Raw genomic sequence first — 22201 nt, forward strand, 5'->3', positions numbered from 1 at the left:
AGAGATGACGAGCATGAAGCGAAGGAGACGACGATGCGACGCAGATTGATCGGATGGAAGGCGCAGGTGATCGCCCGCCTGCACGATGACCCGGAGCGGGGCGACGTCCCGGGATGGGTGCTCGTGACCTTGATGACGGCCGGATTGGTGGTCCTCATCTGGGCGCTGGCCGGTGAAGCGCTCACTCAGGTCTTCGAGACGGCGATGGACCGCGTGCTGAGCCAGTGAACGAGTCCGAGCGCGGCTCGGCGCTGGTCGACTTCCTGTTGGTCTCCGTGCTGGTGACGGCCCTCGTGCTCGGCGTCGTCCAGCTTGCGCTGACGCTGCACGTGCGCACCGTGCTGGTCGACGCCGCGGCTGAAGGCGCCCGGTACGCGGCCCTCCACGAGAGCTCTCTCGCAGCCGGACAGGACCGGACGGCCCAGTTGATCGGGACGACCTTGCCCGACGACTATGCCTCCGATATCACAGCCGAGACGGGGTCGATCGATGGAGTCGACCTGGTCGAGGTCCACGTTCGAGCGCCCATCCCCGTGCTGGGGTTGTTCGGCCCGTCGGGCGTGATCGCCGTGACCGGGCGGGCGGTGGCCGAATGATGCGTGCGATGCGATGGTTGCGCCGTCGGTGGGCTGCGGTGCAGGCAGGCACCGACCGGGGGAGTGCCGTGGTGGAGTTCCTTGGGGTCGCGCTCATCCTCCTTGTGCCGACCGTCTACCTGATCGTCACGCTCAGCCGTGTGCAGGCGGCCGCCTTCGCCGCAGACGGTGCGGCCCGGGACGCGGGCCGTCTGATCGCACAGGCCGACACGATGGCCGAGGGAGTCTCGCAGGCCCAGCTGGCCGTGGAGCTGGCGTTCGCCGACCAGGGCTTCACCATCGACGGGGAGCATGCGCTCGAGGTGACCTGCCAGGAGGACCCGTGCCTGAGCCCTGGTGCGTACCTGCACCTGGAGGTGAGTACTGATGTGGACCTCCCGCTCGTGCCTGAGTTGCTCGCTGGTGCCCTTGCCACCCAGGTGCACGTACAAGGGGAGGCGCTCACCGCCGTCGACGACTTCCGGGAACTGCCGTGACTCAGACACTGCTGACCCGGCTACGCGCACGCTGGCGGGTGCAGGGCCGCGACGACGGTCAGATCTTGTTGCTCTCGCTGGTCTACGGCGTGGTCACGCTTGCCCTCGTGCTCGTCGTGGTGTCGGTGAGCGCGATCTACCTCGAACGTAAGCGGCTGCTCTCGCTCGCCGATGCGCTCGCCGCGGATGCGGCAGACGCGGTCGACGAGACATCCTTCTACGGCGGCACGGCAGTCGATCCCGGTGACCTTCCCCTCACGGATGCCTCCGTCCAGGGCGCCGTGGCCGACTACCTGGCAGCAGCCCCGGCCGGTGTCGCGGAGTTCGAGGACTTCGGCGTGGTTCCGCCGACAGGAAGCCCTGATGGCCAGACGGCGCAGGTATCACTGACCGCGCGGGTGCGGCCCCCGCTGGTGCCGTGGGCGATCATCCCGTTCGCGGACGGATTCGTCATCGAGGTCACGGCTTTCGGGGTGGCAGACGACCTCTGAACTGCGACCCCGACCTCGATACGCCCGGTCGTGACGAGACCGATGATCGGCAGCACTCATGATCCTCTCGTGACTGACTAGAGCGCCAGCAGTGCGAGCGGAACCGTCGCGCACAGACTGAGGACGAAGACCAGACCGGTCCCCAGATGGGGTCGCCGGTAGTACGCGGCGGCGCGCTCCCTCAGTGGAGGATGGAAACGGGTCTTCGCGGTTCCCCACTGCAGGACATGCCAGAGCAGGGCCGCGGCGACCGGCTGGGCCAGCAGCAGGCTGATGAGGCGCGCCGTGCGGGCGGCCGGGCCGTCGACCAACACCGAGACTCCGAACGCGAGAGCCGCGGTCGGAGCAAAAGCGAGGGTGTAGGCGACGAACCCGCTCAGCATCGCACCGGCAATCGCAGCGCTGCGCGTCAGACGAGTCAGTGTGTAGTCCACGATGGGGAGGAGTGTCTGACCACTCCGCAACCGCCCGCGGTGCACTCCGGCGCTCGCCTCGTTCTCCATCGGCACACCCGCACGCTCGAACACGCCGATTGCGGCATGGACGGGTTCGGCTTGTGCCATGCCCTTGCGGGTCGCGCGGATCTCCAGCAGGAGCGGAACCCCGAGTGCGGCGATCGCGGCGATCGCCACCGCCGCCCATACCGCGTCGACCCCCAGGTCGATCTCACCCAGGAAGATCCCGTTCGCCGTAAGCACCGCGATGATCAGCATGACGATCCATACCGTCCGCGCAGTGCGAGCCCAGCGCGGGATGCCGTGGAAGTCGTATCGGACTGCCCCGTAGAACGGTGACTCCGGAACCTCCGGGAGTTCGAACACCCGGAGCCGCTGGGAGCCGGGAGTGGGACGCTTGAGGATCTCCACACCACTGGTGATCGTCGCCAAGGCGCCGTTCTCGCCGGTCACCTCCACCGCACCGGCTGTGCTGCGCACTGTGACCACCTGACCGTCGAAGCGGCCCGCGCTGACGTAGACGCGCGCCGAGTGCGGAAGGTCCTCCGGGTCGTATTCGGATGAGTCCGTCATGTGCTCCCTCAGGGGTAGTCGGCCCAGGCCATCTGTCCCATGTCCATCATGCTGTGGAACGCGGCACAGTCGACGAGCGCCCGCGTCAGCATGACCCGGTTCACGGCAGCCACGGAATCCGGAGTCGTTGGGTTACCGCTGTGCTGCCATGGAGGCGGTGCGGAGGACATCGGCATGAGTCTCCCGGCTCGGGTCTGTCACCGCAATGAGAGAAGTCCCCATGGCCACGGCCGAACTGGCTCCCCACCATTGTCTGGAATACCCCTAGGGGGTACCGTGTTCGGGACGGTATGGCGAACGACAGGACGCAGATGAGCACCCACGACCACAGCATGCACACCGGTCGCGAGCACGAAGAACCCGGTGAACACGGCCCCAGCGGCCACGGTCACGACGAGCACAGCGGTCATCGCCATCACCAGCAGCAGAGCGGCCATGACCACCATGAGCGCAGCGACCACCACCAGCAGGGTGGCCACGACCACCAAGCCCACCATGAACACGGCGACCATGTCGCCCAGTTCCGCCGGCTGTTCTGGATCATGCTCGCCCTGGCGGTGCCCACGGTGGCCCTCTCACCGGCCTTTGGGCACCTGCTCGGGTACGCTCCGCCGTCGGGAACTGCGTGGATTCCCGCCGTGCTCGGCGTGGTGATCTACGCCTGGGGCGGGCGGCCGTTCCTCACCGGCGCGGTCTCGGAGCTGCGTTCACGCGCGCCCGGCATGATGCTGCTCATCGGCATGGCGATCACTGTGGCATTCCTCGCCTCGGCCGGTGCCACGCTCGGGCTCCTGCCGCACGACCTCGAGTTCTGGTGGGAGCTGGCCCTACTCGTGGTGATCATGCTGCTCGGCCACTGGATCGAGATGCGATCGCTCGCCCAGACCTCCTCCGCGCTGGACTCTCTCGCCTCCCTCCTGCCGGATGAGGCCGAGCGCGTGGACCACGGCGGTGAGATCGTCACGGTCGCCCCGGGTGAACTGACCCAGGGAGACATCGTGGTCGTCCGCCCCGGCGGGCGCATCCCCGCCGACGGCGAGATCATCGACGGCCGGGCTCACCTGGACGAGTCGATGATCACCGGGGAGTCCGCTCCGGTCGCGCGTGGGGAGGGAGAGACCGTGGTGGCCGGCACCGTCGCCACCGACTCCGGGCTCCGGGTGCAGATCACGGCCGTGGGGGAGCAGACGGCGCTCGCGGGCATCCAGCGCATGGTCGCCGAGGCGCAGTCCACCTCCACGAAGGTGCAGCGGCTGGCCGATCGAGCCGCGGGCTGGCTGTTCTGGTTCGCGCTCGGCGCGGCCGTGCTGACCGCGGTGGTCTGGCTCGCGCTCGGGAGTCCGGATCAGGCGCTGATCCGCGTGATCACCGTGCTCGTGATCGCCTGCCCGCACGCGCTCGGGCTGGCGATCCCGCTGGTGGTCTCGATCTCCACCGAGCGGGCCGCGCGCGCCGGAATCCTGGTCAAGGACCGGCTCGCGCTGGAACGTGCCCGGACGATCGACACCGTGCTCTTCGACAAGACCGGCACGCTGACCAAGGGCGAGCCCGCGGTGCAGCACGTCGCCGGCGACGACAGCGACGAGGTGCTGCGCCTGGCTGCGGCCGCCGAAGCCGACAGTGAGCACCCGCTGGCACGAGCGATCGTCCGGGCGGCCGAGCACCTCACGCTACCGCCGGCCTCGGGTTTCTCCTCGGAGCCGGCTGTCGGCGTCCGAGCGCAGATCGATGGCCAGGAGGTGCGCGTCGGGGGACCGGCTCTGCTCACGCAGCTCGGTGCGGACGCGCTCCCGGAGACCGTCGCGTGGGCTGAGCGGGGCCACACGGTCTTGCACGTGAGCCGCGAGGGAACCGTGATCGGCGCTCTTGCCCTCGCCGACGAGATTCGCAGCGAGTCGCGCCAGGCCGTGGCAGATCTGCGCGCCGAGGGTGTTCGAGTCGTCATGATCACCGGTGATGCCGAACCGGTCGCCCAGGCTGTGGCCGAGGAACTCGGGATCGACCAGGTGTTCGCGCAGGTGCGCCCCGAGCACAAGAATGCCCGGGTTCGTCAGTTGCAGGACGAGGGCCGGGTGGTGGCGATGGTCGGCGACGGCGTGAACGATGCCCCGGCGCTCGCCCAGGCCGATGTAGGAATTGCGATCGGAGCCGGCACGGATGTGGCGGCCGCATCGGCGGGAGTGATCCTCGCCGGCGATGATCCCCGGTCGGTGTTGCAGGTGGTGCGGCTTTCCACCGCCAGTTATCGCATCATGGTGCAGAACCTGTGGTGGGCCAGCGGTTACAACCTCATCGCCGTGCCGCTCGCCGCGGGGGTGCTCGCGCCCATCGGGTTCGTCATGCCCATGGCAGTCGGAGCGTTGCTGATGAGCGCGTCCACCGTCGTCGTGGCCCTCAACGCACTGCGATTGCGGCGGGTTGATCTGCGGGCCTGACCGGGTCGACACGGGGGCGTTGAGCTGGGGCGCCCAGCTGCACGAGTCGACCCAACTGTGTCGATGCGGTCACAGAGACTGGCAGAACCACGACGGCGGAGCTCACCATCCGTAGGTGTGCTCCGCCGCCGTGGGGACAACAACGAGGTCGTCACAGGACCGCGCGCAGGAACTCCTTCGTGCGTTCGTGCGTGGGGTTGGAGAACATCACGTCGGGCTGAGCGTCTTCGATGATGTGACCACTGTCGAACATGAGCACCCGGTCGGAGACGTCCTGGGCGAACTGCATCTCGTGGGTCACGATCAGCATCGTGATGTCGGTGGTCTCGGCCAGGTCGCGCAGCACGTTCAGCACGTCGCCCACGAGTTCGGGGTCCAGTGCCGAGGTGACCTCGTCCAGCAGCAGGATCTCCGGGTCCATCGCCAGCGCGCGGGCAATGGCCACTCGCTGTTGCTGACCACCCGAGAGGCGGCTCGGGTGCTGGTCGGCCTTGTCACCCAGACCGACCTGCTCCAGGAGCTCCTTCCCGCGCGCGCGGGCCTCCTCCTTGGACTTGCCGAGCACGTGCACCGGCGCTTCGATGATGTTCTCGATCACGGTCATGTTCGGGAACAAGTTGAACTGCTGGAACACCATCCCGATCCGGCGGGTCAGCTGTGCGACGTCCTTGTGACGGCGGGCTACGCGCTTGCCGCCACGTTCGAGGTGTGTCAGCGGAACGCCGTCGACGTGGATGTAGCCGCCGGTGAGCTCCTCAAGGGTCATGACCAGGCGCAGGATCGTCGTCTTGCCCGAACCGGACGGCCCGATCAGCGTGACACGCTGACCGCGCTCGACCTGGAAGTTGAGGTCGTTCAGCACGGTCAGATCGCCGAACTTCTTGACGACGTTCTCGAACGTCAGGGCAGGTGCTCCCGGCACCTGCTGCAGGGAATCATCAGTAGGTGGCAAGGCGGTTCTCCAGTTTGCGCATGAGGACGGCGGTCGGGTAGCTCGCCGCAAGGAAGATCAGACCGGCCAGGATGATCGGTTCGCCATAACTGAAGTTCTTCCCACCGAACTCCCGTGCGGCGGTCACCATCTCCGGTACCGAGATCATGATGAGGAACGGGGTGTCCTTGAACATCGCGATCGCCCAGTTGCCGAGTGAAGGAACGGTGGCACGCAGGGCTTGCGGAATGATCACCGCCCGCCAGGTGCGGGCCTTTGACATGGACAAGGCCGTGGCGGCCTCCCACTGCCCTGGGCGGATGGACTCGATCCCGGCACGGTAGGACTCCGCCATGTAGGTCGAATAGTGGATCGCGAAGACCACGAGTCCGATCGTGAGGAACGAGACATCGGTGGTAAGCAGGACCGCGTAGAGGGCGACCAGCTGCAGCGGAATCGGCGTCATCCGGATGATGTCGAGGATGCGGAAGACGATCGCAGCGACCGCCTTGGGTGCCTCACGAAGGACGATGGCCCAGATCAGGCCCAGAACGGCTGCGCCGATCGAGGAGACGACGGTCACCAGCAGAGTGACGCGTAGGAAGGCTTCGAGGAGTTTGGGCAGCGCCTGCGCTGCCAGGTCCCAGCTCCAGTCCATGTCAGCCCACCCCCGCGATCGCTTCGGCGCGCTTGACCGCCTTGCGGCTCTCCGGCTTCAGGCCGAGGCGGCGCTGGGCACGCATCTCCAGCACGCGCATTCCGCTGGACAGCAGTGAGTTCACCGCGTAGTAGATGGCAAAGGCGCAGCCGAACGAGAAGAGCTTGCCCATCGTCCGGACGAGATCGTCGGCCACGAACGTCACGTCCTGCAAGGTGATGAAGCTCGCCAGAGCCGTGCCCTTGACCAGCATGACGAGCAGATTGTTCAGACCCGGGAGCATCAGAGCCCAACCCTGCGGCCAGATGATGCGCACCATGCGCTGCACGGAGCCCATGGACAGAGCCGTCGTCGCCTCCCACTGGGCCTTGGGCACAGCAGCAAGCGATCCACGGACAACCTCGGCGCCGTAGGCACCGTAGTTGAGTCCGAGCGCCATGATCCCGACCGGGATCGGGTCGAAATCCAGGCCCATCTGCGGAAGGACGTAGAAGAAGAAGAACAACTGCACCACGAGTGAGGTGCCGCGGAAGAACTCCACCACTGCCCGTGCCGGTGCGCGAAGCCATGCGCTCGGGCTCAGTGTCAGCAGCCCGAGCAGCACGGCGATCACGAAGGCCACGACGGCGCCGCCTAGGCCGAGCTGGAGGGTAACCACCAGCCCGTCCCAGAAGCGCGGCGCCGCCGTGCTCAGATCATCGAGGAACGCGTCCACGAGAAGGGGGCTCAGCCAGCCTCGGGAAGCTCGCCGGCGCAGAGCATCTCGGTGGTGATGTCCTCCGGTGCGTACTCGGCCTCACTGAAGCCGAACTCGCCGACCACGGACTCGAAGTCCGCGGCGCTGCCGATCACGCTGCGGTAGGCCTCGTTGTAGGCCTCACGGAACTCGTCGTCCTCCGGGCGGAACACGGTGGCACCCGCGCCGACCTGGGAGACGCCGTCAACCACTGCGACGAAACCATCGGTCACCTCGACTGCGACGTCGGAGTTGCGCTCGGCGAGCGCGTGCAGCGAGATCGAGGTGAGGGCGAAGGCATCGACACGTCCCGCCTCGACGAGCTCCATACCGTCCTCCGGCGCGCCGACCGTCTCCAGCGCGATTCCCAGGTCCTCGGCGTAGCCCTGCTCGATCGCACCACTCATCGCGGCGAGCGTGAGGTCGGTGTCGACGAGATCCTGGAGGGTGGCCAGGCCGTTGGGGTTGCCCTCCGGCACCATCAGCGCCGTCGTGTACATGATCTCGGGAACACCGAAGTCTGCCTGCTCGCAGCGCTCCGGCAGGATCGACATCCCCGCAGAAATCGCGTCGAAGCGGCCGGCGTTCAGCCCCGGGATGAGGGCATCCCAGTCCACCACGGTGGCCTCGATGTCATCGATCCCGAGCTCGGCGAAGACGGCCTCGTGGATGGCGATCGTGGCGCCGGTCGGGTTTCCTTCGTCGTCCAGGAAGCTGTAGGGCTCCTCACCGTTGATGCCCACGGTGATGGTGCCGGACTCCTGGAGCTCGGCCAGGGTGCCGCCGGCGCTGTCGCCGCCGTTTCCGCCGTTCGTGTCGTCGTTGCCACCTTCAGTGTCGCCACCGCCGCACGCGGCCAGTCCGAAGGCGATTGCCCCCGCGGCTGCGGTCAGCGCGACACTCCGTCGCGTCGTGATTGTCATCTTGATCCCTTCGGTTGGACGAGGCCAAGCCTCCCGGTCACCAACCCCCGTGCACTGGGGGTGCGGCCCCCTCTGTCGCCTCGCCAGGACGGACGTCCGGCGAAGTTGATCAGGCGCGCGGTACCGGACGGGTCACCCCGACTGGTCTTCGATGCGACTCCACGCTAAGCAACGGGGCGTGAGTGCTCAAACGGACCACACCCGTGCGCAGGTGTGTCGTGGACCCTCGGGTGGGGACCGAGCAATCTGTGTGATCCTGCGGATTTGACGTCACCTTCGCCCTCGTGGAATGGGTGAGCGGGAGGCGCGTGACGCCGTCGGCCATCGTTATCATTCCGAGACGATCTCCACAGGAATCTTTGACTCCAGTAAAGCTGGCTTTGCCAAGCATTGACGTTCGGGCCGGCGGCGTCTGATGCAGCCGACGTCCTCACCTGACCGTCTGGGCACTCGTGTAGGTCCCTGTTGTCGCTCGTAGCCTCGTGCGATCATGTGCTCGTGGGATTCCAGATCGCCAATGAGCCGGCAGCCGACCAGGTCCTCGACGAGCACCCGTTCGCCGTGCTGGTCGGGATGATGCTCGACCAGCAATACGGGATGGAGCATGCGTTCCGGGGTGGGTGGAAAGTGCTCACCCGGTTCGGCACGCTGGACCCGGCCGCCATCGCGACGGCAGACCCTGACGAGTTCAAGGCCATGTGCTCGACTCCGCCGGCGATCCACCGGTTCCCCGGGTCGATGGCTGGGCGCCTCCAGGAGCTCGCCCGGATTGTGGCCGACGATTACGACGGCGATGTCACCCGCCTGTGGTCTGAGGCGGCTTCGGGTAAAGAGCTGTTGAAGCGAGTCATGGAGTTGCCCGGCTTCGGGAAGCAGAAGGCGCAGATCTTCGTCGCGCTGCTTGCCAAGCAGCTCGGGGTGCGTCCGGACGGATGGCAGGAAGCAGCGGGGGACTACGCGCTCGATGGGTACCGCTCGGTCGCGGACGTCGTCGACGCCGAGTCTCTGCTGCGCGTACGTGAGTACAAGCAGGCCAAGAAGGCTGCCGCCAAGACTTCCTGACGACCTGCAGGAGGTCGTCACGCGGTACGTGCTTTGCAGGCCGATGACCGGTGTCGGCAGTATCACAGCAATCCGGCGCGAATCGATTCGACCGGATGGCCGAGCCGCCCGGAGAATGGTGTAGCCCGCTGTTCTTCCGCGCTCTACCTCCGGGAATCCCGCCGTGACCTCCGACGCTGCCCCTCGCGCCCGCGCCGACCACCTGCCCGTCGATGACGTCTCACTGCCGACTGCGGCACCAGACGCTGACGAGTCGCCAGTGACCCCGCCGGCTCTTGCGTCGAGTCAGACTGCGCTGGACGGTGTGCCAGCGGATGTGGTGATCGATGCGACTCGGCCGAGCACCAAGGTGCGCCGCACCGATGCGCGCGGCACGGTGGCGCCGGCACCACCGACCACCCGGCGACGTACCTCCCCCAAGCTGGTTCTCCTCTTGGGGTCCATGGCTGCCCTCGGCGCTCTGACCGTCGACATGTACCTGCCGTCGCTGCCCGAGGTCGTCCGAGATCTGGCCGCGGGCGAGGCGTCGGTGCAGTTCACGATCACCGCCACGCTGATCGGTGGCGCGCTCGGGCAGCTGCTCATCGGTCCGCTCTCGGACAAGTACGGCCGGCGACTGCCGGTGCTGGTGGGCATCGTCGTGCACATCATCGCCTCGCTGCTGTGCCTGACGGCCGCCGATGTGGCCCCGCTGATCGTGCTGCGGATGATCCAGGGGATGGGCAACGCCGCAGCCGGCGTGGTGGCCGTGGCCGTGATCCGCGACCGTCTCTCTGGTGCCGACGCCTCGGCCGTGCTCTCGAGGCTGATGCTGGTGATCGGGGTGGCACCGTTGCTCGCGCCCACTTTCGGCACACTCATCGCTGCCGTCTGGGACTGGCGGATGGTCTTCGCCGCACTGGCGCTGTACGGCGTGGTGCTGCTGGTGATCGTGTGGCGCTTCCTGCCCGAGTCGCTTCCCGTGGAGCGACGCAACACCGGATCAGCTCGGTCGGTGCTCGGGACCTACCGGGTGCTGCTGGCGGATCGGCAGTTCGTCGCCCTCGCCCTGCTTCCCGGGTTGGGGATGGCTGCCTTGTTCGCCTATGTCTCTGGTTCGCCATTCGTGATCCGCGAGGGATATGGCCTCTCTGAGGGACAGTTCTCCCTGCTGTTCGCGATCAACGGCATCGGACTCGTTCTCGGCTCCCAGCTCAATGCTGCGCTCGTGCGGCGCTTCTCCCCGGTTCGTCTCATCCGGCTGGCACTGCCGATCTCGACCACGCTGGCCGTGGTGCTGCTGGTGATCGCCGCGACCGGTTTCGGCGGTCTGATCGGACTGTGCGTGCCGCTGTGGCTGATGCTTTTCGTCAACGCCCTCGTGCCGCCGAACGCCTCTGCGATGGCACTGACGCGCCACGGAGAGCGCGCAGGGTCCGCGGCGGCGCTCATCGGCTTCTCCCAGGCCGGCGTCGCTGGGATGGTGGCGCCCGCGGTCGGGTTGCTGGGCGCGACGGCGACCGCGATGAGCGTGGTGATCGTCGCTGCGATGGTGGCCTCGACGCTGGTGCTCGCACTCGGCACGCCCGCCTATCGGCGCGGCGGGTGGACCTTGGCAACTGACCAGAGCTGAGACGTCTGGTGCGGATGCTGACGCCTGCGGCGTTTCATGGGCGTGGTCAGTCCAGATGGGCTGCCGATGGTGATCCTGTTTGGCGGACGGGCGCCGGACGGGGCACAGTGGACGGATGAGGTCGAGGAGCCCCCGCGTAGGTACGGCGAGGAACGAGGTGTGCCGCAGCGAGGCACCGCAGAACTCAGACCATGGGGCGAGGATGAGGTCGAGGAGCCCCCGCGTAGGTACGGCGAGGAACGAGGTGTGCCGCAGCGAGGCACCGCAGAACTCAGACCAGAGGGGTACCGCATGAGTGCCACAGCGACGTCGACTCCGATGTCCGAGGTGCTGCAGCTGCAGCGCAACGCCTTCCACCGGGACGGTTTTCCTGATGCGGCCACTCGCCGCGACCGGATCGATCGGTTCGCCCACGCCGTGGTGGCTCACACCGACGAGCTGGTGGAGGCGATCTCGAACGACTTCGGTCATCGTCCAGAGGTCACCACGCTCGTCTCGGATATCGCGACGCTCGCGTTGGACGCCGAACTCGCCCGTGCGCGTGTGGGTTCCTGGATGCGCCCGCGGCGCCCGTGGGGCCGCGTCCCCGGCGCGGTGGCCAGCGCCGTCGGGCTGGATGCCGCCATTCACCCGGAGCCTTTGGGCGTGGTCGGAGTCATGGGCATCTGGAACTTTCCGATCAACCTGACCGCGATCCCGGCCCTGTCCGCACTGGCGGCCGGGAACCGGGTGATGATCAAGATGTCAGAAGCCGTACCCGCCACTGCCGAGGTGTTCGCGAACGCCGTCCACGACGCCTTCGACGTCGAGGAGGTGGCGGTGGTGACCGGCGATGTGGAGGTCTCCCGCGAGTTCGCTGGTCTGGCGCTCGATCACTTGTTCTTCACCGGGTCTGCGGCAACGGGGTCAGCAGTCATGGCGGCGGCTGCCAAGAACCTCACGCCAGTGACCTTGGAACTGGGCGGCAAGAATCCGGTTGTTCTCGCGCCGGCTGCGGCGGGTGAGAAAGCGGTGGTGCGGCGCGCGGCGGCGAGAGTGGCGACGGCGCGTCTGGTGAACGCCGGTCAGGCGTGTATCGCCCCTGAAGACGTGTACGTGCCGACGGAATCCGCCCGCACGTTCGTCCAGGAGGTCTTCTCAACCTGGGGTCGTGTGGTGCCGGACATGTTCGAGCGCGATGAGATGCCCACGCTCATCTCGGATAGTGCCTATGAGCGGATCACCGCGCTGCTGGAGGACGCTGCGGAGAAGGGGGCGCAGGTGCTCACGGCCGTCCGATCGGACGACAGCGGCCAGGAGGCATTGCGCTCGGCGCGGATCATGCCGCCCACGGTGGTGCTCGGGGTGACGGAGGAGATGAGCATCGCCCACGAAGAGGTCTTCGGACCGGTGCTCGCCGTCCACCCGTATGACCATCTGGAGGATCTGCTCGAGGAGTTGGCTGAGAAGCCGGAGCCGCTGGTGGCGAGCTGGTTCGGTCCGGACGACGTCGACTACCGCACATTCGTGGCGCGTACCCGCTCCGGTGGGGTGGCCCGCAACGACTACGCGCTCTCGCAGTCCGTTCCGGGCTTGCCGTTCGGCGGTGTGGGTGCCTCCGGTATGGGGCAGTATCACGGCAGGTTCGGGTTCGAGACGTTCAGTCACCGACGGTCGGTGGTTGGTTCCGATCTGCCGTTCTCGATCGTCGATCTCCTCACGCCGGGGGAGTCAGCCAAGGTGCCGGACGCGGTCCGACGTGGGCTCTCCGCCTACCGCACGCTGCTCTCGCGGCGCCTGCGCTGACGCGCGGGCTGGGCGCCTGGATCGCTCGGTGAGCCCGGTCGACGTGATCGGGGCCAGGTCGATCGCGTACCCTTGCCGCTTGTGGCTACCGACTTCCCCGTAGAGATCCAGGGTCTGCTCAAGATCCTCGACTCGATCACCGCCGTCAGTGACCCGGACGCGTTGCGGGAGCGGATCGCCCAGCTCTCGGAGGAGGCGGCCGCCCCGGACTTGTGGGATGACCCCGAGGCAGCGCAGCAGGTCACGAGCCAACTCTCCTACGCGCAGACTGAGCTCGAACGCCTGGAGCGGCTCGCCGAGCGGATCGGCGATCTCGGTGCGCTGGTGGAGCTGGCCCAGGAGGAGGACGACGCCGATACCCTCGCCGAGGCTGAGGCAGAGCTGGGGACCATCCGCGCCGCGCTGGAGGATCTGGAGATCCGGACCCTCCTCTCGGGCGAGTACGACCAGCGCGAGGCGGTCGTGACGATCCGCGCGGGAGCCGGTGGTGTGGACGCCGCCGACTTCGCAGAGATGCTCATGCGCATGTACCTGCGTTGGGCCGAGCGCAAGGGGTACCCGACGGCGGTTCTCGATACCTCCTACGCCGAGGAGGCGGGCCTGAAGTCGGCGACGTTCGAGGTGAAGGTTCCGTACGCCTTCGGCACCCTGAGCGTGGAGGCCGGGACGCATCGCCTGGTGCGGATCTCCCCGTTCGACAATCAGGGTCGCCGGCAGACGTCGTTCGCGGCGGTCGAGGTGATCCCGCTGATCGAACAGACCGACAGCGTCGAGATCCCGGAGTCGGAGATCAAGGTGGACGTCTTCCGCTCCTCCGGGCCCGGTGGGCAGAGCGTGAACACGACCGACTCCGCCGTGCGCATGACCCACATCCCCAGCGGCATCGTCGTCTCGATGCAGAACGAGAAGTCGCAGATCCAGAACAGGGCCGCCGCCCTGCGGGTGCTCCAGTCCCGGCTGCTGCTGAAGCGCCAGGAGGAGGAGAGTGCGGCCAAGAAGGCGATGGCAGGGGACGTCAAGGCCTCCTGGGGTGACCAGATGCGCTCGTACGTCCTCCAGCCGTACCAGATGGTTAAGGATCTGCGCACCGAGCATGAGGCGGGCAACCCGTCGTCGGTCTTCGACGGGGACATCGACGGTTTCATCAACGCCGGGATCCGCTGGCGTAAGCACCAGCAGCTCGACGCCGAGGCCGGCGCGTAGCACCTCCCGATCGCGCCGCTGCTCGAGCCGCACGCTCGGCGCGTTCGAATCCCCCTGCGTGATTCCTCCGCGGTCTCGGGATTCCGATGGGGTCGGCGTGGGGTCGAGGGTGCTCCGAGTTCCCGCGCTCACGACGCCTGTGACCGCGGGAACACGCTCACGGGCGCGCGGCGTGTCACCCGGGCAGGACCAGATTGGCTGCATACCCTGCAAGTGGCCAGGTTTCGCCCTTCCCCTTCCCCAAGACTGGCCAGGCAGCGCAGTGATCCGTTTCAAGAAAGTCTCCAAGGTGTACGCCCGTGGGGCGCGCCCTGCCCTGGACCAGGTCTCGCTCGAGGTCGGCCGGGGTGAGTTCGTGTTCCTCGTGGGAGCCTCGGGCTCGGGCAAGTCGACCTTCCTGCGTCTCGTGCTGCGAGAAGAGCGCCCCACCAACGGGTCCGTGTTCGTGGCGGGCCGGGACCTGGCGAACCTCTCCCAGTGGAAGGTGCCGCAGCTGCGCCGTCAGATCGGGTGTGTCTTCCAGGACTTCCGGTTGCTTCACAACAAGAACGTCTTCGACAACGTCGCCATCGCCCTGCAGGTGATCGGCAAGCCCCGGCACCACGTGATGACCACCGTGCCGGAGACGCTGGAGATGGTGGGGCTGGCCGGGAAGGAGAAGCGGCTCCCGCACGAGCTCTCTGGCGGTGAACAGCAGCGGGTCGCCATTGCCCGCGCGTTCGTCAACCGCCCGGCGATCATCCTGGCCGACGAGCCCACCGGGAACCTGGACCCCACCACCTCGGTCGGCATCATGCGTCTGCTCGACCGGATCAACCGCACCGGAACGACAGTGGTCATGGCAACCCACGACGACGAGATCGTCGACCAGATGCGCAAGCGCGTGGTCGAGCTGGTCGACGGGCAGATGGTGCGTGACCAGGACCGCGGCGTCTACGGCGCGGCGCGTTAGGGCGGGGGACACACGATGCGACTTCAGTTCGTCCTTTCGCAGATCGGCAACGGGCTGCGCCGGAACATGGCGATGGCCGTCTCGGTCGTGCTCGTGACGTTCATCTCGCTCACCTTCGTTGGTGCGGCGGTCCTGCTGCAGATGCAGGTGGGCAACATGAAGGACGAGTGGTACGACCGCGTCGAGGTCTCGATCTATCTGTGCCCGCCGGACTCCTCGGTCCCCACGTGCGCCGGGGGTGAGGCAACAGAGCAGCAGGTGGAGCAACTGCAGGGCGTGCTGACTTCCGACTCGCTCAGCCCGTACGTGGAGGAGGTCTTCCTCGAGACGAAGGAGCAGGCCTTCGACGCTTTCCAGGAGCGCTTCGGTGATCAGGACTGGGCGCAGCGGATCACCGTGGACCAGATGCAGCAGTCGTTGCGGGTCAGCCTCGTTGACCCGGAGCTATACCAAGTGGTCGCCGATGAGGTGGCCGGGCGCGATGGAGTCGAAGAGGTGATCGACCAGCGATCGATTCTTGAACCGCTCTTCCTGGTGCTCAACCGCGCGACTATCCTGGCGGCGGGCCTGGCTGCGGTGATGATCGTGGCCGCGGTGCTGTTGATCACGACCACGATCCGGCTCTCCGCGATGAGCCGGAGCAGAGAGACGTCGATCATGCGGCTCGTCGGCGCCTCGAACTTCTTCATCCAGCTTCCGTTCATGCTCGAAGGTGCCATTGCTGCCCTGCTTGGTGCCGTGCTGGCGAGCACCGGGTTGTGGCTGGGAGTACGCTCCATCATCGAGAACTGGCTCGCCGAATCGGTGCGCTGGGTCAACTTCGTCAACACCGGGGACGTGCTCGTAGTCGCACCCTTGTTGGTGGCGATCGGGATCGTGCTCGCGGCCATCAGTTCGCTGGTCAGTCTCAGCCGGTACACGAAGGTGTGATCATGGCACGACGACGTCCGTTCCGATCCCACGGTCCCTCACGTTCGGCGCGGGGTGCCCTGGCCGCAGCCCTGGCGTGCTCACTCGCGCTTCTCGCCGGCCCGGTCGCTGCCGATACGCGCGACGATCTCGAGGAGCAGCAGGAGCAGAACGAGGCGGAGCGTGAAGAGCTCGCTGCGATGCTCGAGGGCACCGAGTCCGAGCTCGCGGATGTGTACCTCGAGCTGGACGATATCGAACGCCGGCTGCCGATGGCCCAGGACGAGCTCGCGGTCGCCAATGACGAGCTGGCGGCAGCAGAGCGCCACGCGGCGTCCGTGCAGGACCGGCTGGGCGTGGCCGAGGCGCAGCAGGCGGATCTGACCTCGGAGATCTCCAGCACCGAGGGCGAGATCACCGAGACCGAGTCGGCGATGGGGGAGGTGGCCCGATCTGCCTATCGCGGTGGTGAGGGTGCCTCCGCGCTGTCGGTGGTCTTCGCCGCTGACGACGCCGACGACTTCGCCGTCCAGTACTCGGTGATGAGCTCGGCGCTACGCTCACAGAACCAGACGCTCTCCGACCTGGAGAGCCTGGTGGCGGTGAACCGCAACCGGCAGGCCCGGTTGGACGCGGTGACCACACGGATCGGTGAGTTGAAGGTCGAGGCCGACAACGCCGTCGCGGTGGCAGATGCGGCCCGTCAGGAGGCGGCGGACCTCGTGGCCGAGATCGAGCAACTGCAGGCCGATCAGGAGGCGCGGGCGGGGGAGCTCGAGACATTGCGAGAGGACTACACCGACCAGATCTCGCAGATCGAGGCCGACAACGATGAGATCGCGGACGAGATCGCCGAGATCGACCGGCGGGAGCGCGAGGCCGAACGTGAGCGGCAGCGTCAGGCCGCTGAACGGGCGCAGGCGAGTCGCTCAGACGACCGGGACACCGGAAATTCGGGTGGGTCTGGCGGGTCCGGCGGATCCAGTTCGGAGGGCTCCGGCAGCTCGTCGAGCGGATCGCTGATCCCACCAGTCCCGCAGCCGTTGTACGTGACCTCCGGGTACGGGATGCGCTGGTACCCGATCACGGGCGGCTACTACATGCACCAAGGTGTGGACCTGCGTTCGGCGTGCGGGAACTCCCAGGTGGCCTCTGCCGCAGGAACGGTGTCCGCGGTCCGTCCGGCTCCGAACGGCACACACGGCAACCAGGTGATGATCAACCACGGCACGATCAACGGCAGCAGGTACGTGACCGTCTACAACCACCTGTCCCGATTCGCGGTAAGCCAAGGCCAATCGGTCTCGCAGGGGCAGACGATCGGCTACACCGGCGCCACCGGCAATGTCACCGGCTGCCACGTGCACTTCGAGGTGTGGCGCAACGGCTCTACGATCGACCCGATGGGCCTGCCTGCGTTCTGACCGGCTGCACCTGCGCAGATCGGGCAGGACGCGCCTCCGCATGGTCACCCGGGGTGACCTTGTCGTCGATGATCAGCCGATAACCGACGTCAGCATCACCCCCGGTGAGGGAGTTGTCGGCCGGGTTTGAGGTGGCGCGGCTGATCACCAGCAGCGTAAACAGATCGAGGGATCCGGCCCGTGCGCCGTACAGTGGACCGGCGAAGGAGACCAGAACTGATGAGCAACAAGGCCAAGGGTGCAAAGAAGAAGGCGAGTGGCGCCGTCGATCCGAAGACCGTCAAGACGGTGGTGGCGCGGAACAAGAAGGCACGGCACGACTATCACATCGATGCCACCTACGAGGCAGGGCTCGCACTGACTGGGACCGAGGTGAAGTCACTGCGTGCCGGGCGCGCTTCCCTGGTGGACGGGTGGGTGTACGTGGACGCCGGCGAGGCTTGGTTGGAGAGCGTGCACATTCCCGAGTACACCGAGGGAACCTGGACGAACCACTCTCCGCGCCGCAAGCGCAAGCTCCTGCTGCACAAGGAGCAGATCCTCAAGCTCACGCAGCGTACGAAGGAGAAGGGTTTCACCATCGTGCCGCTCGAGCTCTACTTCGTCGGCGGCCGGGCGAAGGTGGAGATCGCCGTCGCCCGAGGAAAGCAGGAGTGGGACAAGCGGCAGGCCCTGCGGGAGAAGCAGGACGCCCGAGAAGCACAGCGGGCAATGAGCCTGCGCCGCAACCGTTAGGCACGACGGCGTAGCTCGCCACCAGCGCTGCGGCGCGCTCAGCGCCCCTGGTAGACGAAAGCCGGGATCGCGGCAGCGACCCTGCCCAGCCATGCGGCGCGTGCGGCGAGCTCGGCCGGATCGGGCACACCCTGCCGGAAACTCACGAGCTGGTTCCCGACGATCTGCAGCGTGGTCTGCGGTGGCCCGTCCTGCATCGCGGCGATCACGGTGGGGGCGAGCAGGGCGTGCGCGAGCCTGTCGTCGGCGGTGACCACCCGCAGACGTTCATTGAACTCGTGCGACTCGGTGTCGAGGTCGCTCAGCAGTCCGAGCGATGTGGCGGCGGCCCCGCCCCGGCCCTCACTGAGCAGGTTGAACGTCGGCAACGGTCCAGGCAGTTCGAGCGTGCACATGGAGTGGTTCGAACCCGAGACCGTCACTCGCGTGCGCCGCCGGTTCGCCTCATTGCTCCAGCCCCGTCCCTTGGTGCCGCACGCCACGGCTGAGCGACCTGCCACCTGGCGATGCATGACGTGGCTGGTTCGCGCCGATCGGGCGTCAGGGAACAGATGCCGCAGCCGGAGCCGGTCCAGCACGGCAGCGTCGGTGCCGACGTAGGTCCATCCAGCCGGCTGCGCAGCAGCGGCGACATCGGCGGCGCTACGCCGGTCCGCTCCGCTCCCGCGCAGGGCAGCGACCACGGCGAGTGCGGCGATCCCGACTCCGAGGAGGATCGCGCCAACGGTCACCACGATGATCCAGGGGGTGTCCATGGGGGCTCCTCAAGTGCTCGGTCGCGGGCGACGGTCAGGCCTCGTGGCAGCCGCAGGATTGCCGTGCCACGAAAGTGAAGTCCAGCAGTTCATGCACCGGCGTGTCCCGTGCGTCCGGGTCGCGGACGATGTCGATCGCCCGCGAGGCGAGGGCCTGGGTGGGTTGCTGCACCGTGGTCAGTGGTGGGATCGAGACCCGGCTGTTGGCCGTGCCGTCCAGGCCGACCACCGCCACATCCGCCGGGACGCGCAGGCCCAGGCTGTGTGCGGCATGCAGTACACCGAATGCCTGCTCGTCGGTGACGCAGTACACGGCACGCGGTGGGTGGGCGGCGAGCTCTTCGGCTGCGACCTGCGATGCGGCATACCGTGACGTGGGGGAGGACCAGTGGTGGGCGGTGACTGCGTGGCCGGCCAGAGCTTGCTCGTATCCGCGCTCGTGCTGACGGGCACCCACCGAATCGGTGGGTCCGTTGAGGATGGCGATCTCCCGGTAGCCGTGCTCGATCAGGTGACGTGTGGCGGCGCGGGCGGCGGCGGTGTAGTCGATGGTCAGGGTGGAAGCTGCGGCGCCCTCGGGCAGCGGGTGTAGCGCCACCACCGGGATGCGGGACTCGGTGAACAGGCTCAGATCGGGGTCGTCCTGCAGCGAGACGTAGACGACGGCGTCCACCTGCCGGTCCACGAGCGAACGTACGTGGCGAGCTTCCTGCACCGGGGAGAGTGCAGCGTCGCAGATCAGCAGCAGGTGATCGATCTCCCCGGCGGCGTCCTCCAGTGCACGAGCCGTCTCGGCGAAGAACGGGTTGCAGATGTCCGGCACGATCAGCCCGATGGACCGCGTCGACCCGGCACTGAGGGCGCGGGCGAGCATGTTCGGCCGGTAGCCGAGCTCAGCTGCCGCCGCCAGCACGCGTTCCCGCGTCGCCGGGGCCACGTTCCGCGGCCCGTTGTTGAACACATAGCTCACGACGGCGTTCGACGTCTTGGCCAGGCGCGCCACGTCCCGGGCGGTCACCATGGGCATGATCTCCTCGGGTCAGCGGGCGGTCATCAGCAGGATACGCAGCAGCAGGTCGCCAGCAGTGTGGCCCCTCACGCGTGCGTCCCTTCGTGTCGGCATGGCGGCCGTGAAGCTGATCAGGTCTCTTGCGGGTGCCGGATCGAGCCTGCTAACGTCCATCTAACCGGATAGATGTCGTGAGCGCCACATCCCCACCACCGATCCCCGGGCGCCACGCCGACCCGCACCCCTCCCTCCACCGAAGGTCCTCATGATGATCCCTCGTACTCCACACGCACGTGTCGTCGCCGTCGCAGCAGCCGTGACGTCCGGCGCACTTGCTCTGGCAGCCTGCTCATCCGCGCCGGAGACTCCCTCGACTGGCGAGGCGACACCCAGCACCATCAACCTGCTCGGCCCGGAGGACCCGGCCACGTTCGCTCCTCTCATCGAGGGATTCGAGGGCTCGCACGAGGGCTACTCGGTGGAGTACACCCAAGTCCCCTTCGACCAGCTGAACTCCACGCTCCAGCAGCGGCTCGGTGCCGAGGACTCGACCATCGACGTCTACACCGTTGACCAACCCCGGGTCGCCCAGCTGGCTGCCCAGGGCTACCTCGTCGACCTCACCGACCTCGCTGACGAGGCTCAGGAGGTGATGAGCCCCACCATGTACGACGTCAATGTCATCGACGAGCAGATGTGGGCTGCCTCCATCTGGGACTCCACACAGCTGATGTTCTACAACGTCGACGCGCTCGCGGCCGCCGGTGTCGAGCCGCCGAGCTCCGACCCATCCGAGCGCTGGACCTGGGAGCAGACGGTCGCCGCCGCCGAGCAGGTGCAGGCCGCCGGTGAGACCGAGTGGGGTCTGATCCTGGAGCAGATCGAGTACTACTACCAGCTGCAGCCGCTCATGGCCTCGCTCGGTGGCGGATCGGGCATCACCGGCGAGGACGCGCTCACCCCCGACATCACCAATGACGCGTGGGTCGAGGCCATGACCTGGTACGGCGACCTGTTCGCCGACGGGCTCGCCCCGCGCGGAGTCGGCAGCTTCGAGACCAGCCCGATCTTCGCCGACGGCGAGTCGGCGTTCTTCGTGGGTGGTCCCTGGGATGTCGGGGTCTTCTCGGAGTCCGAGACGAACTGGGCCGTGGCACCGATGCCGTACTTCGACGGTGGCGAGCAGGTCACACCGACCGGCTCCTGGTCCTGGGGAATCAACCCCGCCTCGCAGAACCAGGCCGCAGCGCTGCTCTTCCTCGAGTACGCCACCCTCAACCCCGAGGGCAACCTGCTCAGCACCGAGGCGACCACGATCATCCCCGCCAACGCCGAGGCCGCGGCCGCGTATCTCCCCCAGCTGGAGGAGCTCGCCGGGGACCGCAGCGCGGGCGTGGCCGACCTGATCACCTACGAGCTGGAGAACACCGCACTCGCCCGGCCGCTGACCGTTGGCTACGTCCAGTTCGAAGAGGTCATGAACACCGCCTTCGCGGACATCCGCAACGGCAGCGACCCGGCCGAGCGGCTGGCTGAGGCCACCACCCAGCTCGAGGACGCCTGGAGCCAGCTGCGATGACCTCGACGATCGCCGGGCGGACCAGGAAGGTGCGCCGAGGATACGGTCGCGTCGCGCTCGCCTTCCTGGCACCGGCGATCGTGGTGCTCGTCCTCGTCCGCCTCGTCCCCGCCGCCTCCGCCCTCTACGGAAGCCTGACCCGGTCCTCGCTGCTCACCGGCGACACCCGGTTCGTCGGCTGGGAGAACTACGCCGAGCTGCTCGGCAACCCGGACTTCCGTGGCGCCGTCGGCGTGACCGTGCTGTTCACGCTGATCATCAACCCGTTGCAGGTGGCGATCGCCTTCGCCCTTGCGGTGCTGTTCACCCGCCGATTGGCGGGCGTGCGGTGGTGGCGGTCCCTGGTGATCCTGCCGATCGCCGTTCCGCCGGCCGTCTCGGCGGTGGTCTGGAACGTGATCTACCGGCCCGACGACGGCCTGGCCAATGCGGTACTCAGCGTGCTCGGACTGCCTCCCCAGCCGTTCCTCACCTCGCCCGACCAGGCGCTCGCGGCCATCATCGTGCTGCTCTCCTGGGTGGGCGTGGGGTACTGGATGCTGTTCCTCATCGCCGGCATCAACGATGTGCCCGGCGAGCTGTACGAGGCGGCTGCCTTGGACGGCGCCGGACCGTGGCGCAAGTTCTTCCACATCACCCTGCCGATGTGCCGGCGTCCCCTCGCCTTCGTGCTGGTGGCCGACACCGTCTCCAACCTGCTTGTCTTCGCCCCCGTGCAGATGCTCACCGGCGGCGGACCGGAAGGGTCGACCAACCTGCTCATGTACGACATCTACACCCGCGCCTACACCCTCGGTGACCTGGGCCGAGCCCAGGCCGAGGTCGTCGTCCTGGTCCTGCTCACCGTGGTGATCGTGGCCGCGCAGTTCCGCATGCTGCGTGGCGACAGTGAGGGGGCGTGA

At 67.5% G+C, this 22201-nt stretch carries 23 protein-coding genes; 15 read left to right on the forward strand and 8 right to left on the reverse strand.

Annotated features, from left to right (window positions below; all coding sequences use genetic code 11):
- The first annotated feature begins 33 nt into the window (after positions 1 to 33).
- Genes IM660_RS06240 through IM660_RS06255 form a run of 4 tightly spaced genes read left to right on the forward strand, consistent with a single transcriptional unit; the run spans position 34 to position 1563 of the window.
- Positions 34 to 228, forward strand: a complete 195-nt coding sequence (locus tag IM660_RS06240) for a hypothetical protein (protein ID WP_193498513.1) — start codon at positions 34 to 36, stop codon at positions 226 to 228.
- Positions 225 to 596: a TadE/TadG family type IV pilus assembly protein gene (locus tag IM660_RS06245; protein ID WP_193498514.1), complete on the forward strand. Its 372-nt coding sequence runs from the start codon at positions 225 to 227 to the stop codon at positions 594 to 596. Before IM660_RS06240 ends, IM660_RS06245 begins: the two co-directional genes overlap by 4 nt.
- Positions 596 to 1072, forward strand: coding sequence for a pilus assembly protein (locus tag IM660_RS06250; protein ID WP_246465174.1), 477 nt, complete (start codon positions 596 to 598; stop codon positions 1070 to 1072). Before IM660_RS06245 ends, IM660_RS06250 begins: the two co-directional genes overlap by 1 nt.
- Positions 1069 to 1563 carry a pilus assembly protein TadG-related protein gene (locus IM660_RS06255; protein ID WP_193498515.1) on the forward strand — a complete coding sequence of 165 codons (495 nt, stop codon included), beginning with the start codon at positions 1069 to 1071 and terminating at the stop codon, positions 1561 to 1563. Before IM660_RS06250 ends, IM660_RS06255 begins: the two co-directional genes overlap by 4 nt.
- Positions 1564 to 1640: 77 nt before the next feature.
- Here IM660_RS06255 and IM660_RS06260 read toward each other — a convergent pair whose 3' ends face one another.
- Both IM660_RS06260 and IM660_RS06265 read right to left on the reverse strand, forming a co-directional pair.
- On the reverse strand, positions 1641 to 2591 hold the full coding sequence (locus IM660_RS06260) for a hypothetical protein (RefSeq protein WP_193498516.1): 951 nt from the start codon (positions 2589 to 2591) through the stop codon (positions 1641 to 1643).
- Positions 2592 to 2599: 8 nt separating this feature from the next.
- A complete protein-coding gene (locus tag IM660_RS06265; protein ID WP_193498517.1) occupies positions 2600 to 2761 on the reverse strand; it encodes a hypothetical protein in 162 nt (53 codons plus the stop codon).
- Positions 2762 to 2902: 141 nt separating this feature from the next.
- On the opposite strand from IM660_RS06265, the gene IM660_RS06270 reads away from it, so the two are divergent.
- Positions 2903 to 5026 carry a heavy metal translocating P-type ATPase gene (locus IM660_RS06270; RefSeq protein WP_246465175.1) on the forward strand — a complete coding sequence of 708 codons (2124 nt, stop codon included), beginning with the start codon at positions 2903 to 2905 and terminating at the stop codon, positions 5024 to 5026.
- A 151-nt stretch (positions 5027 to 5177) separates the two neighbouring features.
- Here the strand turns inward: IM660_RS06270 and ehuA are convergent, their stop codons facing one another.
- From ehuA to IM660_RS06290, 4 genes are read right to left on the reverse strand one after another with little or no spacing between them, the layout of a single operon-like run.
- Entirely contained in the window at positions 5178 to 5957 is a 780-nt protein-coding gene (gene ehuA, locus IM660_RS06275; protein ID WP_425503880.1) for an ectoine/hydroxyectoine ABC transporter ATP-binding protein EhuA, read from the reverse strand.
- A gap of 7 nt (positions 5958 to 5964) precedes the next feature.
- Positions 5965 to 6615, reverse strand: coding sequence for an amino acid ABC transporter permease (locus tag IM660_RS06280; protein WP_193498518.1), 651 nt, complete (start codon positions 6613 to 6615; stop codon positions 5965 to 5967).
- Position 6616: 1 nt separating this feature from the next.
- Positions 6617 to 7330 carry an ectoine/hydroxyectoine ABC transporter permease subunit EhuC gene (gene ehuC / locus IM660_RS06285; RefSeq protein WP_193498519.1) on the reverse strand — a complete coding sequence of 238 codons (714 nt, stop codon included), beginning with the start codon at positions 7328 to 7330 and terminating at the stop codon, positions 6617 to 6619.
- Between the two features lie 11 nt (positions 7331 to 7341).
- Positions 7342 to 8274, reverse strand: coding sequence for a transporter substrate-binding domain-containing protein (locus IM660_RS06290; RefSeq protein WP_246465179.1), 933 nt, complete (start codon positions 8272 to 8274; stop codon positions 7342 to 7344).
- Positions 8275 to 8772: 498 nt separating this feature from the next.
- Here IM660_RS06290 and IM660_RS06295 point away from each other — a divergent pair, with 498 nt between their 5' ends.
- The 8 genes from IM660_RS06295 (at position 8773) to smpB (ending at position 17956) form a co-directional block, all read left to right on the forward strand.
- Positions 8773 to 9336 carry an HhH-GPD-type base excision DNA repair protein gene (locus IM660_RS06295; RefSeq protein ID WP_193498520.1) on the forward strand — a complete coding sequence of 188 codons (564 nt, stop codon included), beginning with the start codon at positions 8773 to 8775 and terminating at the stop codon, positions 9334 to 9336.
- Positions 9337 to 9499: 163 nt separating this feature from the next.
- Positions 9500 to 10948: a multidrug effflux MFS transporter gene (locus IM660_RS06300; RefSeq protein ID WP_246465180.1), complete on the forward strand. Its 1449-nt coding sequence runs from the start codon at positions 9500 to 9502 to the stop codon at positions 10946 to 10948.
- Between the two features lie 291 nt (positions 10949 to 11239).
- Positions 11240 to 12733, forward strand: a complete 1494-nt coding sequence (locus IM660_RS06305) for an aldehyde dehydrogenase family protein (RefSeq protein ID WP_193498521.1) — start codon at positions 11240 to 11242, stop codon at positions 12731 to 12733.
- A gap of 81 nt (positions 12734 to 12814) precedes the next feature.
- Complete coding sequence (gene prfB, locus IM660_RS06310; protein WP_193498522.1) at positions 12815 to 13936, forward strand: peptide chain release factor 2; 1122 nt, start codon at positions 12815 to 12817, stop codon at positions 13934 to 13936.
- Between the two features lie 262 nt (positions 13937 to 14198).
- Positions 14199 to 14888 carry a cell division ATP-binding protein FtsE gene (ftsE, locus tag IM660_RS06315; protein WP_193498523.1) on the forward strand — a complete coding sequence of 230 codons (690 nt, stop codon included), beginning with the start codon at positions 14199 to 14201 and terminating at the stop codon, positions 14886 to 14888.
- Positions 14889 to 14903: 15 nt separating this feature from the next.
- Positions 14904 to 15818, forward strand: coding sequence for a permease-like cell division protein FtsX (gene ftsX / locus IM660_RS06320; protein WP_193498524.1), 915 nt, complete (start codon positions 14904 to 14906; stop codon positions 15816 to 15818).
- A gap of 2 nt (positions 15819 to 15820) precedes the next feature.
- Positions 15821 to 17221, forward strand: coding sequence for a M23 family metallopeptidase (locus IM660_RS06325; RefSeq protein WP_193498525.1), 1401 nt, complete (start codon positions 15821 to 15823; stop codon positions 17219 to 17221).
- 219 nt (positions 17222 to 17440) lie between these two features.
- On the forward strand, positions 17441 to 17956 hold the full coding sequence (smpB, locus tag IM660_RS06330) for an SsrA-binding protein SmpB (RefSeq protein WP_193498526.1): 516 nt from the start codon (positions 17441 to 17443) through the stop codon (positions 17954 to 17956).
- 38 nt (positions 17957 to 17994) lie between these two features.
- Here smpB and IM660_RS06335 read toward each other — a convergent pair whose 3' ends face one another.
- Positions 17995 to 18711 (reverse strand): hypothetical protein, encoded by a 717-nt coding sequence (locus IM660_RS06335; protein ID WP_193498527.1) that lies wholly within the window; start codon positions 18709 to 18711, stop codon positions 17995 to 17997.
- 34 nt (positions 18712 to 18745) lie between these two features.
- A complete protein-coding gene (locus IM660_RS06340; RefSeq protein WP_193498528.1) occupies positions 18746 to 19738 on the reverse strand; it encodes a LacI family DNA-binding transcriptional regulator in 993 nt (330 codons plus the stop codon).
- A gap of 250 nt (positions 19739 to 19988) precedes the next feature.
- On the opposite strand from IM660_RS06340, the gene IM660_RS06345 reads away from it, so the two are divergent.
- Complete coding sequence (locus IM660_RS06345) at positions 19989 to 21299, forward strand: ABC transporter substrate-binding protein (protein ID WP_193498529.1); 1311 nt, start codon at positions 19989 to 19991, stop codon at positions 21297 to 21299.
- Positions 21296 to 22201: a carbohydrate ABC transporter permease gene (locus IM660_RS06350; RefSeq protein ID WP_193498530.1), complete on the forward strand. Its 906-nt coding sequence runs from the start codon at positions 21296 to 21298 to the stop codon at positions 22199 to 22201. Before IM660_RS06345 ends, IM660_RS06350 begins: the two co-directional genes overlap by 4 nt.

This window comes from Ruania alkalisoli (assembly GCF_014960965.1).
Classification (GTDB): domain Bacteria; phylum Actinomycetota; class Actinomycetes; order Actinomycetales; family Beutenbergiaceae; genus Ruania; species Ruania alkalisoli.